Source organism: Klebsiella sp. MBT K-1 (genome assembly GCF_002556465.1).
In the GTDB taxonomy this organism is placed as follows: domain Bacteria; phylum Pseudomonadota; class Gammaproteobacteria; order Enterobacterales; family Enterobacteriaceae; genus Klebsiella; species Klebsiella grimontii.
This window is the reverse complement of sequence record NZ_PDEL01000011.1, coordinates 1-15,206: the sequence shown is the minus strand read 5'-3', so window position 1 is coordinate 15,206 and position 15,206 is coordinate 1. Positions and strand designations below refer to the sequence as shown.

The 15,206-nt window shown below is 54.7% G+C and carries 15 protein-coding genes and 3 tRNA genes; 14 read left to right on the top strand and 4 right to left on the bottom strand.

Annotated elements, in window-relative coordinates:
• Window position 1 precedes the first annotated feature (1 nt).
• From CMQ96_RS17205 to glmS, 4 genes are read right to left on the bottom strand one after another with little or no spacing between them, the layout of a single operon-like run.
• Window positions 2-1,243, bottom strand: coding sequence for a methylaspartate ammonia-lyase (locus tag CMQ96_RS17205; RefSeq protein WP_098067052.1), 1,242 nt, complete (start codon window positions 1,241-1,243; stop codon window positions 2-4).
• The gene (locus CMQ96_RS17200) at window positions 1,243-2,688 is read right to left on the bottom strand and encodes a methylaspartate mutase subunit E (protein WP_024358777.1); all 1,446 of its coding nucleotides are present in this window, start codon (window positions 2,686-2,688) and stop codon (window positions 1,243-1,245) included. The genes CMQ96_RS17205 and CMQ96_RS17200 overlap by 1 nt, the downstream gene beginning before the upstream one ends.
• 16 nt (window positions 2,689-2,704) lie before the next feature.
• Window positions 2,705-4,093, bottom strand: coding sequence for a methylaspartate mutase accessory protein GlmL (gene glmL, locus CMQ96_RS17195; protein ID WP_049087169.1), 1,389 nt, complete (start codon window positions 4,091-4,093; stop codon window positions 2,705-2,707).
• Window positions 4,093-4,542 carry a methylaspartate mutase subunit S gene (glmS, locus tag CMQ96_RS17190; protein WP_049087170.1) on the bottom strand — a complete coding sequence of 150 codons (450 nt, stop codon included), beginning with the start codon at window positions 4,540-4,542 and terminating at the stop codon, window positions 4,093-4,095. Before glmS ends, glmL begins: the two co-directional genes overlap by 1 nt.
• A gap of 1,210 nt (window positions 4,543-5,752) precedes the next feature.
• On the opposite strand from glmS, the gene cydA reads away from it, so the two are divergent.
• The 14 genes from cydA (at window position 5,753) to CMQ96_RS17120 (ending at window position 15,204) form a co-directional block, all read left to right on the top strand.
• Window positions 5,753-7,321: a cytochrome ubiquinol oxidase subunit I gene (gene cydA, locus CMQ96_RS17185; protein ID WP_098067051.1), complete on the top strand. Its 1,569-nt coding sequence runs from the start codon at window positions 5,753-5,755 to the stop codon at window positions 7,319-7,321.
• Window positions 7,322-7,336: 15 nt separating this feature from the next.
• Window positions 7,337-8,476 (top strand): cytochrome d ubiquinol oxidase subunit II, encoded by a 1,140-nt coding sequence (cydB, locus tag CMQ96_RS17180; RefSeq protein WP_004133408.1) that lies wholly within the window; start codon window positions 7,337-7,339, stop codon window positions 8,474-8,476.
• A gap of 15 nt (window positions 8,477-8,491) precedes the next feature.
• Window positions 8,492-8,605, top strand: coding sequence for a cytochrome bd-I oxidase subunit CydX (gene cydX, locus CMQ96_RS17175; RefSeq protein ID WP_004100325.1), 114 nt, complete (start codon window positions 8,492-8,494; stop codon window positions 8,603-8,605).
• Window positions 8,605-8,895, top strand: a complete 291-nt coding sequence (gene ybgE / locus CMQ96_RS17170) for a cyd operon protein YbgE (RefSeq protein ID WP_004100327.1) — start codon at window positions 8,605-8,607, stop codon at window positions 8,893-8,895. The genes cydX and ybgE overlap by 1 nt, the downstream gene beginning before the upstream one ends.
• Window positions 8,896-9,044: 149 nt before the next feature.
• Window positions 9,045-9,449: a tol-pal system-associated acyl-CoA thioesterase gene (gene ybgC / locus CMQ96_RS17165; protein ID WP_004130578.1), complete on the top strand. Its 405-nt coding sequence runs from the start codon at window positions 9,045-9,047 to the stop codon at window positions 9,447-9,449.
• On the top strand, window positions 9,446-10,138 hold the full coding sequence (gene tolQ, locus CMQ96_RS17160; protein WP_004100332.1) for a Tol-Pal system protein TolQ: 693 nt from the start codon (window positions 9,446-9,448) through the stop codon (window positions 10,136-10,138). The genes ybgC and tolQ overlap by 4 nt, the downstream gene beginning before the upstream one ends.
• Before the next feature lie 3 nt (window positions 10,139-10,141).
• Window positions 10,142-10,570 (top strand): colicin uptake protein TolR, encoded by a 429-nt coding sequence (gene tolR, locus CMQ96_RS17155; protein WP_004130580.1) that lies wholly within the window; start codon window positions 10,142-10,144, stop codon window positions 10,568-10,570.
• A gap of 105 nt (window positions 10,571-10,675) precedes the next feature.
• Window positions 10,676-12,010 (top strand): cell envelope integrity protein TolA, encoded by a 1,335-nt coding sequence (tolA, locus tag CMQ96_RS17150; RefSeq protein WP_098067050.1) that lies wholly within the window; start codon window positions 10,676-10,678, stop codon window positions 12,008-12,010.
• A 128-nt stretch (window positions 12,011-12,138) separates the two neighbouring features.
• Window positions 12,139-13,431 (top strand): Tol-Pal system beta propeller repeat protein TolB, encoded by a 1,293-nt coding sequence (gene tolB / locus CMQ96_RS17145; protein ID WP_004133400.1) that lies wholly within the window; start codon window positions 12,139-12,141, stop codon window positions 13,429-13,431.
• Window positions 13,432-13,465: 34 nt separating this feature from the next.
• Entirely contained in the window at window positions 13,466-13,990 is a 525-nt protein-coding gene (gene pal / locus CMQ96_RS17140; RefSeq protein ID WP_004100337.1) for a peptidoglycan-associated lipoprotein Pal, read from the top strand.
• A 9-nt stretch (window positions 13,991-13,999) separates the two neighbouring features.
• Window positions 14,000-14,785 carry a cell division protein CpoB gene (gene cpoB, locus CMQ96_RS17135; RefSeq protein ID WP_004133399.1) on the top strand — a complete coding sequence of 262 codons (786 nt, stop codon included), beginning with the start codon at window positions 14,000-14,002 and terminating at the stop codon, window positions 14,783-14,785.
• 162 nt (window positions 14,786-14,947) lie between these two features.
• Window positions 14,948-15,023 (top strand) — tRNA-Lys (locus CMQ96_RS17130).
• Between the two features lie 26 nt (window positions 15,024-15,049).
• Window positions 15,050-15,125: transfer RNA gene (locus tag CMQ96_RS17125), tRNA-Val, on the top strand.
• 3 nt (window positions 15,126-15,128) lie between these two features.
• A tRNA-Lys gene (locus CMQ96_RS17120) sits at window positions 15,129-15,204 on the top strand.
• The last annotated feature ends 2 nt before the right edge of the window (window positions 15,205-15,206 follow it).

Below are 15,206 nucleotides of genomic sequence, written 5' to 3'. Positions count from 1 at the left end.
CTTAATCCTTAGCCTGCAACAGCGCGATGGTGCGGTTCATTTCGTTAAACACGATGTTGAGACCTTCGTCGAAGCCCATACCCGGCTTGATCAGCATGCGCATCGGACGCGCAGCCAGCGCGACGTGAACGCAGGTGCGGGCGCTGATCTCGGTTTCGTTACAGGTACCGCCCTGATAGGCTTCCATCGCGTGTTTGTTGCAGTACAGCACCGCGTCCACGATGTTATGAATGCCGCCGAGATCCGGGGTTTTGATCTGCACCATGTGGCAGCTGCCGGCATCGGTAAAGTCAACGATGTCCTGGTAGGTGTTGCACCACTCGTCGGCGACAATTTTTACGCCGGAACCGAGGCGGGTCAGCTCTTTGGTAATGGCGGTCAGCATGCGGATCTGGTCCGGTTTGTTACCCGCATCCACCGGGCCTTCTATATACAGCGGTAGATCCTGCGCCTCTTTCTCCAGGCTGGCGATATAGTCGGCGCAGCGAACCGGGTCCATATCGAAAATCAGGCCGATGGTGCCGTATACGTCGATATGCAGCGTCGGGCGATAGCGGGGGCTGGCGCGCAGGCTCAGGATGCGATCGGACAGCCAGCGCACGTACTCACGCAGCTTTTCGCCTTTCAGGCCCAGCTTCTCTTCGACGTTGTTGATCAGCGCATGCGGCAGGACGTCAACGCCCTTGAGGATCATTTTGTCCACGGCGATGTAGCGATCGTCGCCGCTCTGACCAAATAACGGAATCGCTTCCGGGATGCAGGGCAGCTGCCATTCGTCGCAAACCACCTCCGCCTTCAGGCGACCGCTGGCCAGCGCGGTCGCATCGAGCAGCGCCTGGGAAAGACCATAGCGGACGGCGGTATGCAGCAGATGGCCGTCGATGCGCAGCTTGTCGAAGAAGCGGGCGTTCGGCAGGAAGGTATCGACATCGCGGCCTTCCAGCAGCGGTTTAATATGATCGTTGAGGAACGGGATAAAATTTTCCGCGAGGAACAGCGGGTCGCGGCCGCCCGCGCCCGAGTACTGTACGGCGGCACAGTCGCCGACCGCCACCGCACCGTTTTCCAGAATCAGCTGGACGGACACGCATTCACCCGCCTGGCGTACCGAGGTGAAGCCTGGCGTTACCGGAGCACCGGTATAAATGAATCCATCATGACCCGCGCCGTTTTTAATCGCCTGCTGATCGTCAAAATAGAATGAAGAGTAGCCAGCGGTGAAAAGGGCCTGTTTAATTTTCATTATGGTCTTCCTATTAATTTACTGTGGGATACCGCGTTAATGTCATCAACAACCATCTGGAATGAGGGTTTGCGTCCTTCAAATTGCGCGCGTTCGGCGACGTAATCGTGGTGCAGGGCGAGGATGTCTTTCGGCAGCGGTACCGCGCCGGCTTCAAGCACGCGGATAGCGCCGGAATTGTCGCGAACCGGCAGAATTTTGCCGGCGTTGCAGGAAGCCGGAGCGAAAGGCACGTCCAGAACGCCCGCCTCGAAGGCCAGCACCGTACCGCGGGCGATATCGCCGTTGCCCAGCTCGAACACTTTCTTCAGTACTGCGCGGACTTCGCTTTTAATCAGTTCCACTTCTTGATCAACGGCGGCGCACGGCGGGAACTTCTGATCGCTGACCATATTGAGCATCTGGCGGGAGGCCTTCAGCCCCTGCGCGTTGGCTGCCGCGGTGGGAATACCGAACGCTTCGTGCGGGCTCTTGGTGATTACTTTAGTGGCGCCGGACATCCCGGCTACCGCCGCGCCCCAGGAGATAATGGCGAACGCTTTCGATTCATCTTCCGGAAAACCGCCCATCCACTGGTGGAAGACGGTACTCAGCTCATAATCGTCGAAACCGTAATTGCCGAAGTACTCGTGGGAGAGCTCGCGAAGAGATCGAATGGCTGCGATGTCCTGGGTCAGGCTGCCGACCTGGCCGTAGCCGACGGTGATCGACTTGACGCCCTGTTCCAGCGCCAGCAGGCCTTCGATAATCGCCACCGCGTGGGACATAAACGGCGGGATCAGGGTTCCGGTCAGCGGGCCGAACGGTTCGCGGTTAATACGGATACCGTGCTCTTCATACAGGCCCATCAGGCGGTCGCAGTACTGCCAGTCGCGAATCGACTTCTCCAGAGTGACGCGCTTGGCGTAGGGAATGTTGTAGGAGATACCGCCGCCTTCGTAGCTGGTAAAGCCGCTGGCCATGGAGATTTCCGCCAGCAGGCGCGCGTCCGGCGTACCGTGGCGTACCTGGACCGGTTTTTCCAGCGCTTCGGTCATCCGCCGGCATTCGGCGACGCCGTGGTTAACCACCGGCAGGCCGTTCAGTTTGGAGGTCCCCGCCTCGATGGATTTCTGGATCCCGACCGCCGCTTCTTCGTAGCGGTTGAGGCGGGTATAGGCATCGATGGTGCTCGGCAGCAGATCGCACTCTTCCTGCAGGGTTTTGAGCAGCGCGATGTGTTCATCCATCAGCGCCACGCCCGCGCGCGGCTGGCTCAGGGTTTTACCTTCCTGGTCGGCCTTCAGCAGAGCGTGAGAAAAGCGTTTTTTCTCAGGAATGGTTTGCTGGTACTTCACGCCATCTTCGAAGTGCTCAACGTCCTTGCCGGTATGCCAGGTCTGCAATACCTGATGCCGCTCGGTCATGAATTCGTCATGGGTTAATTTTTTATTTCGAAGTTCCATTCGTAGCTGCCTTCATTTATAGGGTTAAACAGTGAATGCTGGTGCGAGCGGCGAGCTCGGGGTAGAGCCTGGCAACGTTTGCCAGCAGCGGAAGCAGGCCTTTTGCATCGCGGTAATAGTCAAACCGGGTCGGTAAGAGAATGCGTCGGCCGTCGTCATCCAGTTCGCGATATTTCAGCCAGCTCTGGATGTCGAAGCGGCTGGCGCGGGAGAGCCATCCGCCGGAACCCACGACTTTGCTCACCGTGGTCAGATCGCGGCCCATCTGTAAATCGACGTTGCCCACGCAGGTGCACACCTGTTTTTTGGTGCCCGCGTGGCGTTCGCTGGCGTAGCCAACGCACAGCCCGGCCAGCACGGTGTCGAAATATTTTTCTTCCTCGTTAACCGGCAGATAATCCGGCTGCGCGACCAGATGGCGCAGGTAGCGGTAAAAGGCCTCCTGACGCTGCGGCTGGTGGGCAAACACCGCGTTCACTAGCTCCCGGGTACTTTCACCGACCACGACCGCCGAAACGCGCATGCCGAGATCGCCTTCCACCGTCCGTTTCACAAACGGTTCCGGCACCCCGTGCAGAACGGTATCCGGGGAGAGCGTGTTGGCGCAGGCGGAGTAGACGTCGGTGGTGGCCCCGCCCATGTCAATCAGCATGAACTCTTTCCATGCGCTGTCGTAATGGCTGATGGTTTTCACCAGCTCGTAGACGGTCCACGGCGTCGGCATCGGTTCTTCGCCGGTTTCAGCGACGATAACGTCCAGCCCTTTGCCTTTGACGATACGGGATAAGAAGACATCGCAAATCGCCTTGCGGGCAGCGTACGGGTTCGGGTGATCGAGGTCGGGCAGAATATTGTCTACCGTGGTCAAATCTTTGTGGCCGAGGATGGCCTGAACCTCGTCCTGAATATCGCGGTTTCCGGCATAGATAATGGCGCAGTCAAGCTTTGACTCCGCCAGCGCGTGGGCGTTGGCCAGGCCGTAGCTCTCCTCGCCGCCGTCGGTGCCGCCGGTAAACAGCAGGATATCCGGCGGCGTGGCTTCCAGTTCCTGGATATCGTGACGGTTGAGCTTGTAGGCGTAGTATTGGGCGATTTTGGCCCCCGCCGAGTGGGCAGTGACTTTCGCTGATTCCAGGGTAATAGACGGCACCAGCCCCATCGCCGCGACGGCAAGGCCGCCTTTTGCCGATGAAGAGTATTTCAGCGTCACGTCACCGCGGTTCAGCAGCGGGCGCGCATCGGCAACGTTGAGCACCTGGTTCAGGCTGGCAAAAAAGCCTTCCGCCAGGTGATGGGTAGTGGTCGGGGTCAGAACGTGGTTTACCAGCGTCAGCTCATCCCCCTCCTGTGCGAAGAGGGCCGCTTTGGTCCACGTCGAGCCGATATCGACAGAGACGGTTTGCATCAGATAGCCTCTTCCAGACACTGCTGTTCAACGCCGTGGCGCTGGTTGATATCGTTCGCCATCAGCTGGCAGACGTCTTCCAGATCGTGGCTTGGGGCAAAGACGCGATTGAAACCCATCTCTTTGAATTTGGCCTCGACGTCGGCAAAATCATGTTTACCAACCACCAGGTTGCCGCCAACGTAAAGGAGGATGTCGCCAATACCGCGCTCGATGCAGCGTTCGCGCAGCCCCAGGCAGTCGATGTCGCCGTGGCCGTAAATAGACGACACGACGATGGCATCCGCGCCGGTTTCGATGGCGGCATCAATATATTCATCCTGACTGACCATCACGCCCAGATTGATTACGCGAAAATCATGGGCAGTAAAAACGCGGTCCAGGACTTTGTTGCCTACTGCATGGCAGTCAGCACCAATGACGCCAATAACAAGTGTTGATTTCTTCATGGGTAATCCTCTGTAAGGCTAATGGTAAAAAATAAAAACGACTTTCTAATATTTGCAGCGATGATGATGGCCGCCTGTTAATAGGGCTGGAGTGTCTGTGGTTCGCAGAGGGGAAGCAATTGATCTATTTTCAGAATATCTTTCAAAAAACTCTCGTTTTTGATTTTGCGTGAAAAACATCTTTTATATCATGATGTTATATTTTTATTCATTGTCTGGATTTATTTCTGCTTGAATCCTGGTAATAAATATAATGCGATGTTTGTGAGCAAGGTCTTATTTTATATTTCGTCTTGATTTTGCCTTCGCTAATAAGCGATGAATACACTTCTTTAAATTTTTCTGTGAGCGTAGTAACGGAATTTATGTGCTGATTTTTATATGTGGCGCGGGCAATTTGTTAGATTAAAGATATAAAATGGTGATTTGTGCAATTTATATTTCATTTTTGTTGAAAAAAGGGGGGCGGCAAGCGTCACGTGGCGAGGGTAAAAGCGCGATGTAGATGATACCGCGAAAGAGAAGGACGCTTTACATCACCAAAAGAAAAAGAGGCGCTGCGTTTACTTGATAATGAGATAGTTACGCAATTGTGTTAATTTTAAGTAAATGCAATGATAAATCTAATAAGAAAAAAATTTATGGCGTTAACTTGATAAAAAAAATCTGTGAGCTACGCGGCATTATCGACTGATAACCACATTTACGCGATCAGCGTTCAGCTCATTAAATTCCCCTCAGCGACGAAATAAATGGACTATCATTTTCAGTAACTGATGATACTCTTGAAAAACATATTGTTAACTTGGTGTTTACCTGTGAGGTACACGATATACATAATTAACATTTAAAATGAAAATTGATTTAAATCAATGTTTAAAACTTGGAAAAGACCGCGAAATGGAGTTAAATTGTCGCGGATCAAATTGGCCGAAATCTGGTATTTTCGCTAAAAATTGATCGCTGTCGAAAACTGCAAATTTATCACAATAAAATCCTATTTATTGTAAGGGTTTTGCAGCGTAATATAATCACGGGATCAATTTGGGTGTTTTGTTAACATGTTTGTAACTTTTCAGTGCCTCCGCATTCTTGAAAGAGAAAACGGGCGTAGTGAGAAGAAGCAAATAAATTTGTATTGGGGCATGCGTGTGACCCTTTCTAACGGGGTTCACTCTCGGAGTCTTCATGCGATGAGCAAGGAGTCATGATGTTAGATATAGTCGAACTGTCGCGCTTACAGTTTGCCTTGACCGCGATGTACCACTTCCTGTTTGTGCCACTGACGCTAGGTATGGCGTTCCTGCTGGCCATCATGGAAACGGTCTACGTCCTTTCCGGCAAACAGATTTATAAAGATATGACCAAGTTCTGGGGCAAGTTGTTTGGTATCAACTTTGCGCTGGGTGTGGCAACCGGTCTGACCATGGAGTTCCAGTTCGGGACTAACTGGTCTTACTACTCTCACTACGTGGGCGATATCTTCGGTGCGCCGCTGGCCATTGAAGGTTTGATGGCCTTCTTCCTCGAATCTACCTTTGTAGGTCTGTTCTTCTTCGGTTGGGATCGTCTGGGCAAAGTTCAGCACATGGCCGTTACCTGGCTGGTGGCGCTGGGCTCCAACCTGTCGGCTCTATGGATCCTTGTCGCTAACGGCTGGATGCAGAACCCGATTGCGTCGGACTTCAACTTTGAAACCATGCGTATGGAGATGGTCAGCTTCTCCGAGCTGGTTCTGAACCCGGTCGCTCAGGTTAAGTTCGTTCACACCGTGGCGTCAGGCTACGTGACCGGCGCGATGTTCATTCTTGCCATCAGCTCCTGGTATATGCTCAAAGGCCGCGACTTTGCTTTCGCCAAGCGCTCCTTCGCTATGGCAGCCAGCTTCGGTATGGCGGCGATTCTCTCCGTTATTGTTCTCGGTGATGAATCCGGCTACGAAATGGGCGACGTGCAGAAAACCAAATTGGCGGCTATCGAAGCGGAATGGGAAACTCAGCCTGCTCCGGCGGCCTTTACCCTGTTTGGTATTCCTGACCAGAAGGCGCAGGAGAACCGCTTCGCGATTCAAATCCCTTTCGCGTTGGGCATTATTGCGACTCGCTCCGTGGATAAACAGGTTACCGGCCTGAAAGACCTGATGGTTCAGCACGAAGAGCGTATTCGTAACGGGATGAAAGCGTACGCGCTGCTGGAGCAATTGCGTGCCGGTTCAACCGACCAGGCCGTTCGCGATCGGTTTAACGACGTGAAGAAGGATCTTGGCTACGGTCTGCTGCTAAAACGCTATACCGACAACGTCTCTGACGCGACGGAAGAGCAGATCGCGCTGGCGACCAAGGACTCTATTCCTGCCGTTGCGCCGCTGTACTTCGCCTTCCGTATCATGGTGGCGTGCGGCGTGCTGATGCTGTTGATTATCGGCGCTTCCTTCTGGAGCGTGATTCGCAACCGCATTGGTGAGAAAAAATGGCTGCTGCGCGCCGCGTTTTATGGTCTGCCGCTGCCGTGGATTGCCGTTGAATCCGGCTGGTTTGTCGCCGAATATGGTCGCCAGCCGTGGGCTATCGGTGAGGTGCTGCCAACGGCTGTCGCGAACTCGTCGCTGACCGCAGGCGACCTGATCTTCTCAATGGTGCTGATCTGTGGCCTGTACACGCTGTTCCTGGTGGCTGAACTGTTCCTCATGTTCAAGTTTGCCCGTAAAGGACCAAGCAGCCTGAAAACCGGTCGCTATCACTTTGAACAGTCCTCTGCGGCTATTCAGTCGGCACGCTAAGACAGGAGTCGTCAAATGATCGATTATGAAGTATTGCGTTTTATCTGGTGGCTGCTGATTGGCATTCTGCTCATTGGTTTTGCTGTCGCCGATGGCTTCGACATGGGGGTGGGGATGCTCACCCGTTTCCTCGGTCGTAACGACACCGAGCGTCGAATTATGATCAACGCCATCGCCCCGCACTGGGATGGAAACCAGGTGTGGCTGATCACCGCCGGCGGCGCGCTGTTTGCCGCCTGGCCGATGGTCTATGCCGCCGCGTTTTCCGGCTTCTATGTGGCAATGATCCTGGTGCTGGCGTCGTTATTCTTCCGCCCGGTAGGTTTCGACTACCGCTCGAAGATTGAGGACAACCGCTGGCGCAACATGTGGGACTGGGGCATCTTCGTCGGCAGCTTCGTGCCGCCGCTGGTGATTGGCGTGGCGTTCGGTAACCTGCTGCAGGGCGTTCCGTTCCACGTTGATGAATATCTGCGCCTGTACTACACCGGAAACTTCTTCCAGCTGCTGAATCCGTTTGGCCTGCTGGCCGGTATTGTCAGCGTGGCGATGATCCTGACGCAGGGCGCGACCTACCTGCAGATGCGTACCGTGGGTGAACTGCACCTGCGCACCCGCTCCGTTTCTACGGTGGCGGCGCTGGTGACGCTGATCGGCTTCGCACTGGCGGGCGTTTGGGTCTACTACGGCATCGACGGTTATGTGGTGAAATCGGTGATGGATCATACCGGCCCGTCTAACCCGCTGACCAAAGAAGTGGCTCGTGAGGCCGGTGCGTGGATGGTGAACTTTAATAACATGCCGGCGCTGTGGGCGATTCCTGCCCTGGGCGTGGCGCTGCCGCTGCTGACCGTCATCTCGACCAAAGCGGACAAAGGCGCGTGGGCGTTTCTGTTCTCCTCGTTGACGCTGGCGTGCATCATTCTGACTGCCGGTATCGCCATGTTCCCATTCATTATGCCGTCAAGCACGGCGATGAACGCGAGCCTGACCATGTGGGACGCGACCTCCAGCCAGCTGACGCTGAACGTGATGACTTACGTAGCGATTGTCTTCGTACCGATTATTCTGGCCTACACCACCTGGTGTTACTGGAAAATGTTCGGTCGCATTACGCGCGAAGACATCGAAAAGAACACCCATTCGCTGTACTAAGGTAAGGAGCTATATATGTGGTATTTCGCATGGATTTTGGGAACGCTTCTTGCTTGTGCCTTTGGGGTGATTACCGCGCTGGCGCTCGAGCACGTGGAAGCGACCAAAGCAGGTAAAGAAGAACACTGATGAGTATTATCGCTACTCTGTATGCGATAATGGACAAGCGCCCGTTAAGGGCGCTTTCCTTATTGATGGCGCTGGCTTTGGCGGGCTGCATCTTCTGGGATCCGTCGCGCTTTGCGGCCAAAACCAGCGAGCTGGAAATCTGGCACGGTTTCCTGCTGATGTGGGCGGTTTGTACCGGCGTTATCCACGGCGTGGGCTTCCGTCCGCGCGCCATTCACTGGCAGGGAATTTTTTGTCCGCTTATCGCTGATATTGTGCTCGTTTTAGGCCTGTTCTTTTTCTTCTTTTGAATAAGAAATCTCTGTTAACCATATGGGCTTGCATAAGCCCATAAAAATTTACTCCTCGTTTACTTTCCCCCATTCCAAACCACGATTCCCGCGCGTATAGTAGCGAAGTTTGAAAGCACTAACCTTTTGTTGCATTACCGGGATGTAAAGTGAATACAACGCTGTTTCGATGGCCGGTTCGGGTCTATTACGAAGACACCGACGCCGGTGGTGTGGTTTACCACGCCAGCTACGTCGCTTTCTATGAAAGAGCACGCACAGAGATGCTGCGCCATCATCACTTCAGCCAACAGGTTTTGCTGGCTGAACGAGTTGCCTTTGTGGTTCGCAAAATGACTCTCGAGTATTTTGCGCCCGCCAGACTCGACGACATGCTCGAAATCCAGACGGAGATAACCGCAATGCGCGGTGCTACTCTGGTTTTCACGCAGCGAATCGTCAACGCCGAGAACGTCGTTTTGAATGAAGCTGAGGTTCTTATCGTGTGCGTTGATCCACTCTTAATGAAGCCTCGTGCGCTTCCCAAGTCTATTGTCGCGGAGTTTAAGCAGTGACTGAGATGAATATCCTTGATTTGTTCCTGAAGGCGAGCCTTCTGGTTAAACTTATCATGTTGATTTTAGTTTGTTTTTCTATCGCCTCCTGGGCCATCATTATTCAGAGAACGCGTATCCTCAACTCGGCGTCACGTGAAGCCGAAGCGTTTGAAGATAAATTCTGGTCCGGTATCGAGCTTTCTCGCCTGTATCAGGAAAGCCAGGGCCGTCGCGATAATCTGACCGGTTCGGAACAAATTTTCTACAGCGGTTTCAAAGAGTTTGCCCGTCTGCATCGTGCGAACAGCCACGCGCCGGAAGCGATTGTCGAAGGGGCATCGCGCGCGATGCGTATTTCGATGAACCGCGAGCTGGAATCCCTGGAGACCCACATCCCGTTCCTCGGTACGGTCGGCTCTATCAGTCCGTATATCGGTCTGTTCGGCACCGTTTGGGGGATCATGCACGCCTTTATCGCGCTGGGCGCGGTAAAACAAGCGACGCTGCAAATGGTGGCGCCGGGTATCGCAGAAGCGCTCATCGCGACGGCTATCGGCCTATTTGCCGCTATCCCAGCGGTTATGGCCTATAACCGTCTGAACCAGCGCGTGAACAAACTTGAGCTGAACTACGACAACTTTATGGAAGAGTTCACCGCTATTCTGCACCGTCAGGCGTTTACCAGCAGCGAAAGCAATAAGGGGTAAGCCATGGCCAGAGCACGTGGACGCGGGCGTCGCGAACTGAAGTCCGAGATCAACATCGTTCCGCTGCTGGATGTCCTGTTGGTGCTGCTGCTGATCTTTATGGCGACAGCGCCGATCATTACGCAGAGCGTAGAGGTCGACCTACCGGACGCAACGGAATCGCAGGCGGTGAAAAGCAATGATGAGCCGCCGGTGATCGTTGAAGTTTCCGGCGTCGGGCAGTACAGCGTGAAAGTTGGCCCGGAAACGCTATCGCAGCTGCCGCCGGAACAGGTTATTGCGGAAGCCAGGCGTCGACTTGAGGCGAATGAGAAAACGGTGTTCCTGATCGGCGGCGCTAAAGAGGTGCCATACGATGAGATTATTAAAGCGCTTAACCTGTTGCATAGCGCAGGGGTTAAATCGGTTGGCTTGATGACCAAGCCGATCTAATCGCTCGCAATATGCACGCCCGTCAGCATGTCGGCTTTGGGACAACAGCGTCCCGCGGCGGACGTCGTATAACGGGAACAGGCGAACAGTTTTTGGGAACCGATAGTGTCAAAGGCAACCGAACAAAACGACAAGCTTAAACGAGCGATCATAGTATCAGTCGCGCTGCACATCGTATTGATAGCGCTGCTGATCTGGAGTTCGTTTGACGAGCATCTGGATGCTTCTGCCGGCGGCGGCGGGGGGTCCTCTATCGATGCGGTAATGGTCGATCCGGGGGCGGTTGTGAAGAATTATGACCGCCAACAGCAGCAGCAGGCCAGCGCCCGCCGCGCTGCCGAGCAGCGTGAAAAGCAGGCTCAGCAGCAGGCGGAAGAGCTACGTGAAAAACAGGCCGCCGAGCAGGAACGGCTGAAACAGCTGGAACAGGATCGTCTGCAGGCGCAGGAAGCGGCTAAAGAGGCGAAAGAGCAGCAGAAACAGGCGGAAGAAGCCGCGGCGAAAGCCGCCGCAGCGGCCAAAGCCAAAGCGGACGCACAGGCGAAAGAGGCGCAGGAAGCTGCCGCCAAAGCCGCCGCTGACGCGAAAGCGAAGGCCGATGCTCAGGCGAAAGCCGCCGAAGCGGCCGCGGCGAAAGCGGCGGCGGATGCGAAGAAACAGGCAGAAGCGGAAGCCGCGAAAGCGGAAGCCGCGAAAGCGGCTGCGGACGCGCAGAAGAAAGCCGAAGCCGATGCGGCGAAGAAAGCTCAGCAGGAAGCTGAGAAGAAAGCGCAGCAGCAGGCAGAGAAAAAAGCGCAGCAGGAAGCGGCGAAACAGGCCGCTGCAGAAAAAGCGGCCGCCGAAAAAGCGGCAGAAAAAGCGGCAGAAAAAGCCGCCGCGCAGAAAGCCGCTGCCGAGAAAGCGGCAGCCGACAAAGCCGCCGCCGAGAAAGCCGCGGCAGCTAAAGCCGCAGCAGCAGAGAAGGCCGCCGCGGACAAAGCGGCGAAAGCCGCCGCCGCTAAGGCCGCCGCCGCGAAGAAAGCCGCTGCGGCCAAAGAGGCCAACGGCGTTGACGATCTTCTCGGCGACCTGAGCTCCGGTAAGAATGCGCCGAAAGGTAATACCAGCGGTAGCGCTGGGGGCTCATCTCCTGCTAAAGGAAGTAAGCAGGGGCAGGGTGGGGCATCCCAGGCTGAGATTAACAGCTATATTTCACAGGTTCAGGCTGCGATTAAAGGTCATCTCTATGACTGGGATACCTATAAGGGTAAAACCTGTACTTTACGTGTGAATCTGGCTCAGGATGGAACGCTGTTAAGTGTGAAATCGGAAGGCGGCGATCCGGCGTTCTGTCAGCAAATGCTGGCGGCAACGAGCCGGATGACGAAGTTCCCTAAACCGCCGTCGCAGGCTGTTTATGAAACATTCAAAAATGCGCCACTGGACTTCAAACCTCAGTAATCGTTTTCCCCGTTTATGCGGGGAAAACAAACTTCGGTAGTCCCAGGGTTTTGGTAGTTTTGTGTATTTGAGTTTGTTAACATTCTGCTAAATTATCGTGGGCTTTCCGCCTGGATAAGGGAGATATGATGAAGCAGGCATTACGAGTAGCATTTGGTTTTTTAATGCTGTGGGCGGCAGTGCTGCACGCAGAAGTACGCATCGAGATTACCCAAGGGGTCGACTCGGCACGCCCAATCGGCGTTGTGCCGTTCCAGTGGGCGGGGCAGGGTGCTGCGCCGGAAGATGTGGGCGGTATCGTGGCGGCTGACCTGCGCAACAGCGGCAAGTTTAATCCGCTCGATCGCTCGCGTCTGCCTCAGCAGCCGGGCAGCGCTCAGGAAGTGCAGCCAGCGGCATGGTCTGCGCTGGGCGTTGACGCCGTCGTAGTGGGTCAGGTTACGCAAAACCCTGACGGCTCCTACAACGTGGCCTACCAGTTGGTTGATACCGGCGGCGCGCCGGGTACCGTGCTGGCGCAGAACTCATTTAAAGTCACAAAACAGTATCTGCGCTATGCCGCGCATGCTGCCAGCGACGCTGTATTTGAGAAGCTGACCGGCATCAAGGGCGCCTTCCGTACCCGTATCGCCTATGTGGTGCAGACCAACGGCGGCCAGTTCCCGTACGAACTGCGCGTATCCGACTACGATGGCTACAACCAGTTCCTCGTTCACCGCTCCACCCAGCCGCTGATGTCTCCGGCCTGGTCTCCGGACGGCGCGAAGCTGGCCTATGTGACCTTCGAAAGCGGTCGTTCTGCGCTGGTTGTGCAGACGCTGGCTAACGGCTCCGTTCGTCAGATTGCTTCGTTCCCGCAGCACAACGGCGCGCCGGCATTCTCGCCGGACGGCAGCAAACTGGCCTTCGCCCTGTCGAAAACCGGTAGCCTGAACCTGTACGTGATGGATCTGGGCTCTGGTCAGATTCGTCAGGTGACCAACGGTCGTAGCAACAACACCGAACCAAGCTGGTTCCCGGATAGCCAGAACCTGGCCTTTACCTCCGACCAGGCGGGTCGTCCGCAGGTGTATAAAGTCAATATTAACGGCGGTACGCCGCAGCGTATTACCTGGGAAGGTTCACAAAACCAGGACGCTGACGTGAGCGCTGATGGTAAAACTATGGTAATGGTAAGCTCGGCCGGCGGTCAGCAGCACATTGCCAAACAAGATCTGGAAGCGGGTGGTGTACAGGTTCTGTCATCAACGTTTTTAGATGAAACGCCAAGTCTGGCACCTAACGGCACTATGGTAATCTACAGCTCTTCTCAGGGGATGGGATCCGTGCTGAATCTGGTTTCTACAGATGGGCGTTTCAAAGCGCGTCTTCCGGCAACTGATGGACAGGTAAAATCACCTGCCTGGTCGCCGTATCTGTGATAATAAATAATTGATTATTAAAGGAATCAAAGAAATGCAACTGAACAAAGTGCTGAAAGGGCTGTTGATCGCTCTGCCGGTTATGGCAATCGCGGCATGTTCTTCTAACAAGAACGCCAGCAACGACCAGAGCGGTGAAGGCATGCTGGGTGCCGGCACTGGTATGGACGGTAACGCTAACGGCGGCAACATGTCTTCCGAAGAGCAGGCTCGTCTGCAGATGCAACAGCTGCAGCAGAACAATATCGTTTACTTCGATCTGGACAAATACGATATCCGTTCTGACTTCGCTGCAATGCTGGACGCGCACGCAAACTTCCTGCGTAGCAACCCGTCTTACAAAGTGACCGTAGAAGGTCATGCGGATGAGCGTGGTACGCCGGAATACAACATCGCTCTGGGCGAGCGTCGTGCTAACGCCGTTAAGATGTATCTGCAGGGCAAAGGTGTTTCTGCTGACCAGATCTCCATCGTTTCTTACGGTAAAGAAAAACCTGCAGTACTGGGCCACGACGAAGCGGCTTACGCCAAAAACCGTCGCGCCGTACTGGTTTACTAAGAGAATTGCATGAGCAGTAACTTCAGACATCATCTGTTGAGTCTGTCGTTACTGGTTGGCATAGCGGCCCCCTGGGCCGCTTTTGCTCAGGCGCCAATCAGTAGTGTCGGCTCAGGCTCGGTCGAAGACCGCGTCACTCAACTCGAGCGTATTTCCAATGCGCACAGCCAGCTTTTAACCCAACTCCAGCAGCAACTCTCCGATAATCAGTCCGATATTGATTCCCTGCGCGGTCAAATCCAGGAAAGCCAGTATCAGCTGAATCAGGTTGTTGAGCGCCAGAAGCAGATCCTGCTGCAGATCGATGGTCTGAGCAGCGGCGGCGGCGCAACGGGTGCGCAAACCCAGACCTCAGCGGGCGATCAGGGGGCTGCGGCTAGCGCGCCGGCGGCTTCGTCAGGCGCTCCGGCGTCAACCGGCGATGCCAACACCGATTACAACGCGGCTATTGCGCTGGTGAAGGATCCTTCCCGCCAGGACGACGCCATGGCGGCTTTCCAGAACTTCGTCAAAAAGTATCCTGATTCAACCTACCAGCCGAACGCCAACTACTGGCTCGGTCAGCTGAATTACAACAAGGGTAAAAAAGACGATGCGGCGTACTATTTCGCTTCCGTGGTGAAAAACTACCCTAAATCCCCGAAGGCGCCCGATGCGATGTTTAAAGTCGGCGTTATCATGCAGGACAAAGGCGATACCGCAAAAGCGAAGGCGGTTTACCAGCAGGTGGTCAGTAAATTTCCTGGCACCGATGGGGCCAAACAAGCGCAAAAACGCCTTAACGCACTCGGATGATTATGGCATGACCAGAAATCGCATCATTTCTGGTCTTGTCGCATGAATCCTAAGCAGTTAAGCGATCTTTATCTAAATTGTTGTTGCGCTGAATTCTGAAATCAGTAATATATGCCGCCGTTGCCAAGGGATATCGAACAAGCCCAAAGCGGCAAAAATAGTGGGTCGTTAGCTCAGTTGGTAGAGCAGTTGACTTTTAATCAATTGGTCGCAGGTTCGAATCCTGCACGACCCACCACTAAAAGATGTATCCAGCGCAGTATCGGGTGATTAGCTCAGCTGGGAGAGCACCTCCCTTACAAGGAGGGGGTCGGCGGTTCGATCCCGTCATCACCCACCACTCGGGTCGTTAGCTCAGTTGGTAGAGCAGTTGACTTTTAATCAATTGGTCGCAGGTTCGAATCCTGCACGACCCACCAAT

Excerpts from the sequence above, each read along its gene's own strand:
- tolR (WP_004130580.1), top strand. The coding sequence starts at position 10,142 with ATGGCCAGAGCACGTGGACGCGGGCGTCGCGAACTGAAGTCCGAGATC.
- ybgE (WP_004100327.1), top strand. The coding sequence starts at position 8,605 with ATGAGTATTATCGCTACTCTGTATGCGATAATGGACAAGCGCCCGTTA.
- glmS (WP_049087170.1), bottom strand. The coding sequence starts at position 4,542 with ATGAAGAAATCAACACTTGTTATTGGCGTCATTGGTGCTGACTGCCAT.
- CMQ96_RS17200 (WP_024358777.1), bottom strand. The coding sequence starts at position 2,688 with ATGGAACTTCGAAATAAAAAATTAACCCATGACGAATTCATGACCGAG.
- cpoB (WP_004133399.1), top strand. The coding sequence starts at position 14,000 with ATGAGCAGTAACTTCAGACATCATCTGTTGAGTCTGTCGTTACTGGTT.
- glmL (WP_049087169.1), bottom strand. The coding sequence starts at position 4,093 with ATGCAAACCGTCTCTGTCGATATCGGCTCGACGTGGACCAAAGCGGCC.
- cydX (WP_004100325.1), top strand. The coding sequence starts at position 8,492 with ATGTGGTATTTCGCATGGATTTTGGGAACGCTTCTTGCTTGTGCCTTT.
- CMQ96_RS17205 (WP_098067052.1), bottom strand. The coding sequence starts at position 1,243 with ATGAAAATTAAACAGGCCCTTTTCACCGCTGGCTACTCTTCATTCTAT.
- cydB (WP_004133408.1), top strand. The coding sequence starts at position 7,337 with ATGATCGATTATGAAGTATTGCGTTTTATCTGGTGGCTGCTGATTGGC.
- pal (WP_004100337.1), top strand. The coding sequence starts at position 13,466 with ATGCAACTGAACAAAGTGCTGAAAGGGCTGTTGATCGCTCTGCCGGTT.
- tolB (WP_004133400.1), top strand. The coding sequence starts at position 12,139 with ATGAAGCAGGCATTACGAGTAGCATTTGGTTTTTTAATGCTGTGGGCG.
- cydA (WP_098067051.1), top strand. The coding sequence starts at position 5,753 with ATGTTAGATATAGTCGAACTGTCGCGCTTACAGTTTGCCTTGACCGCG.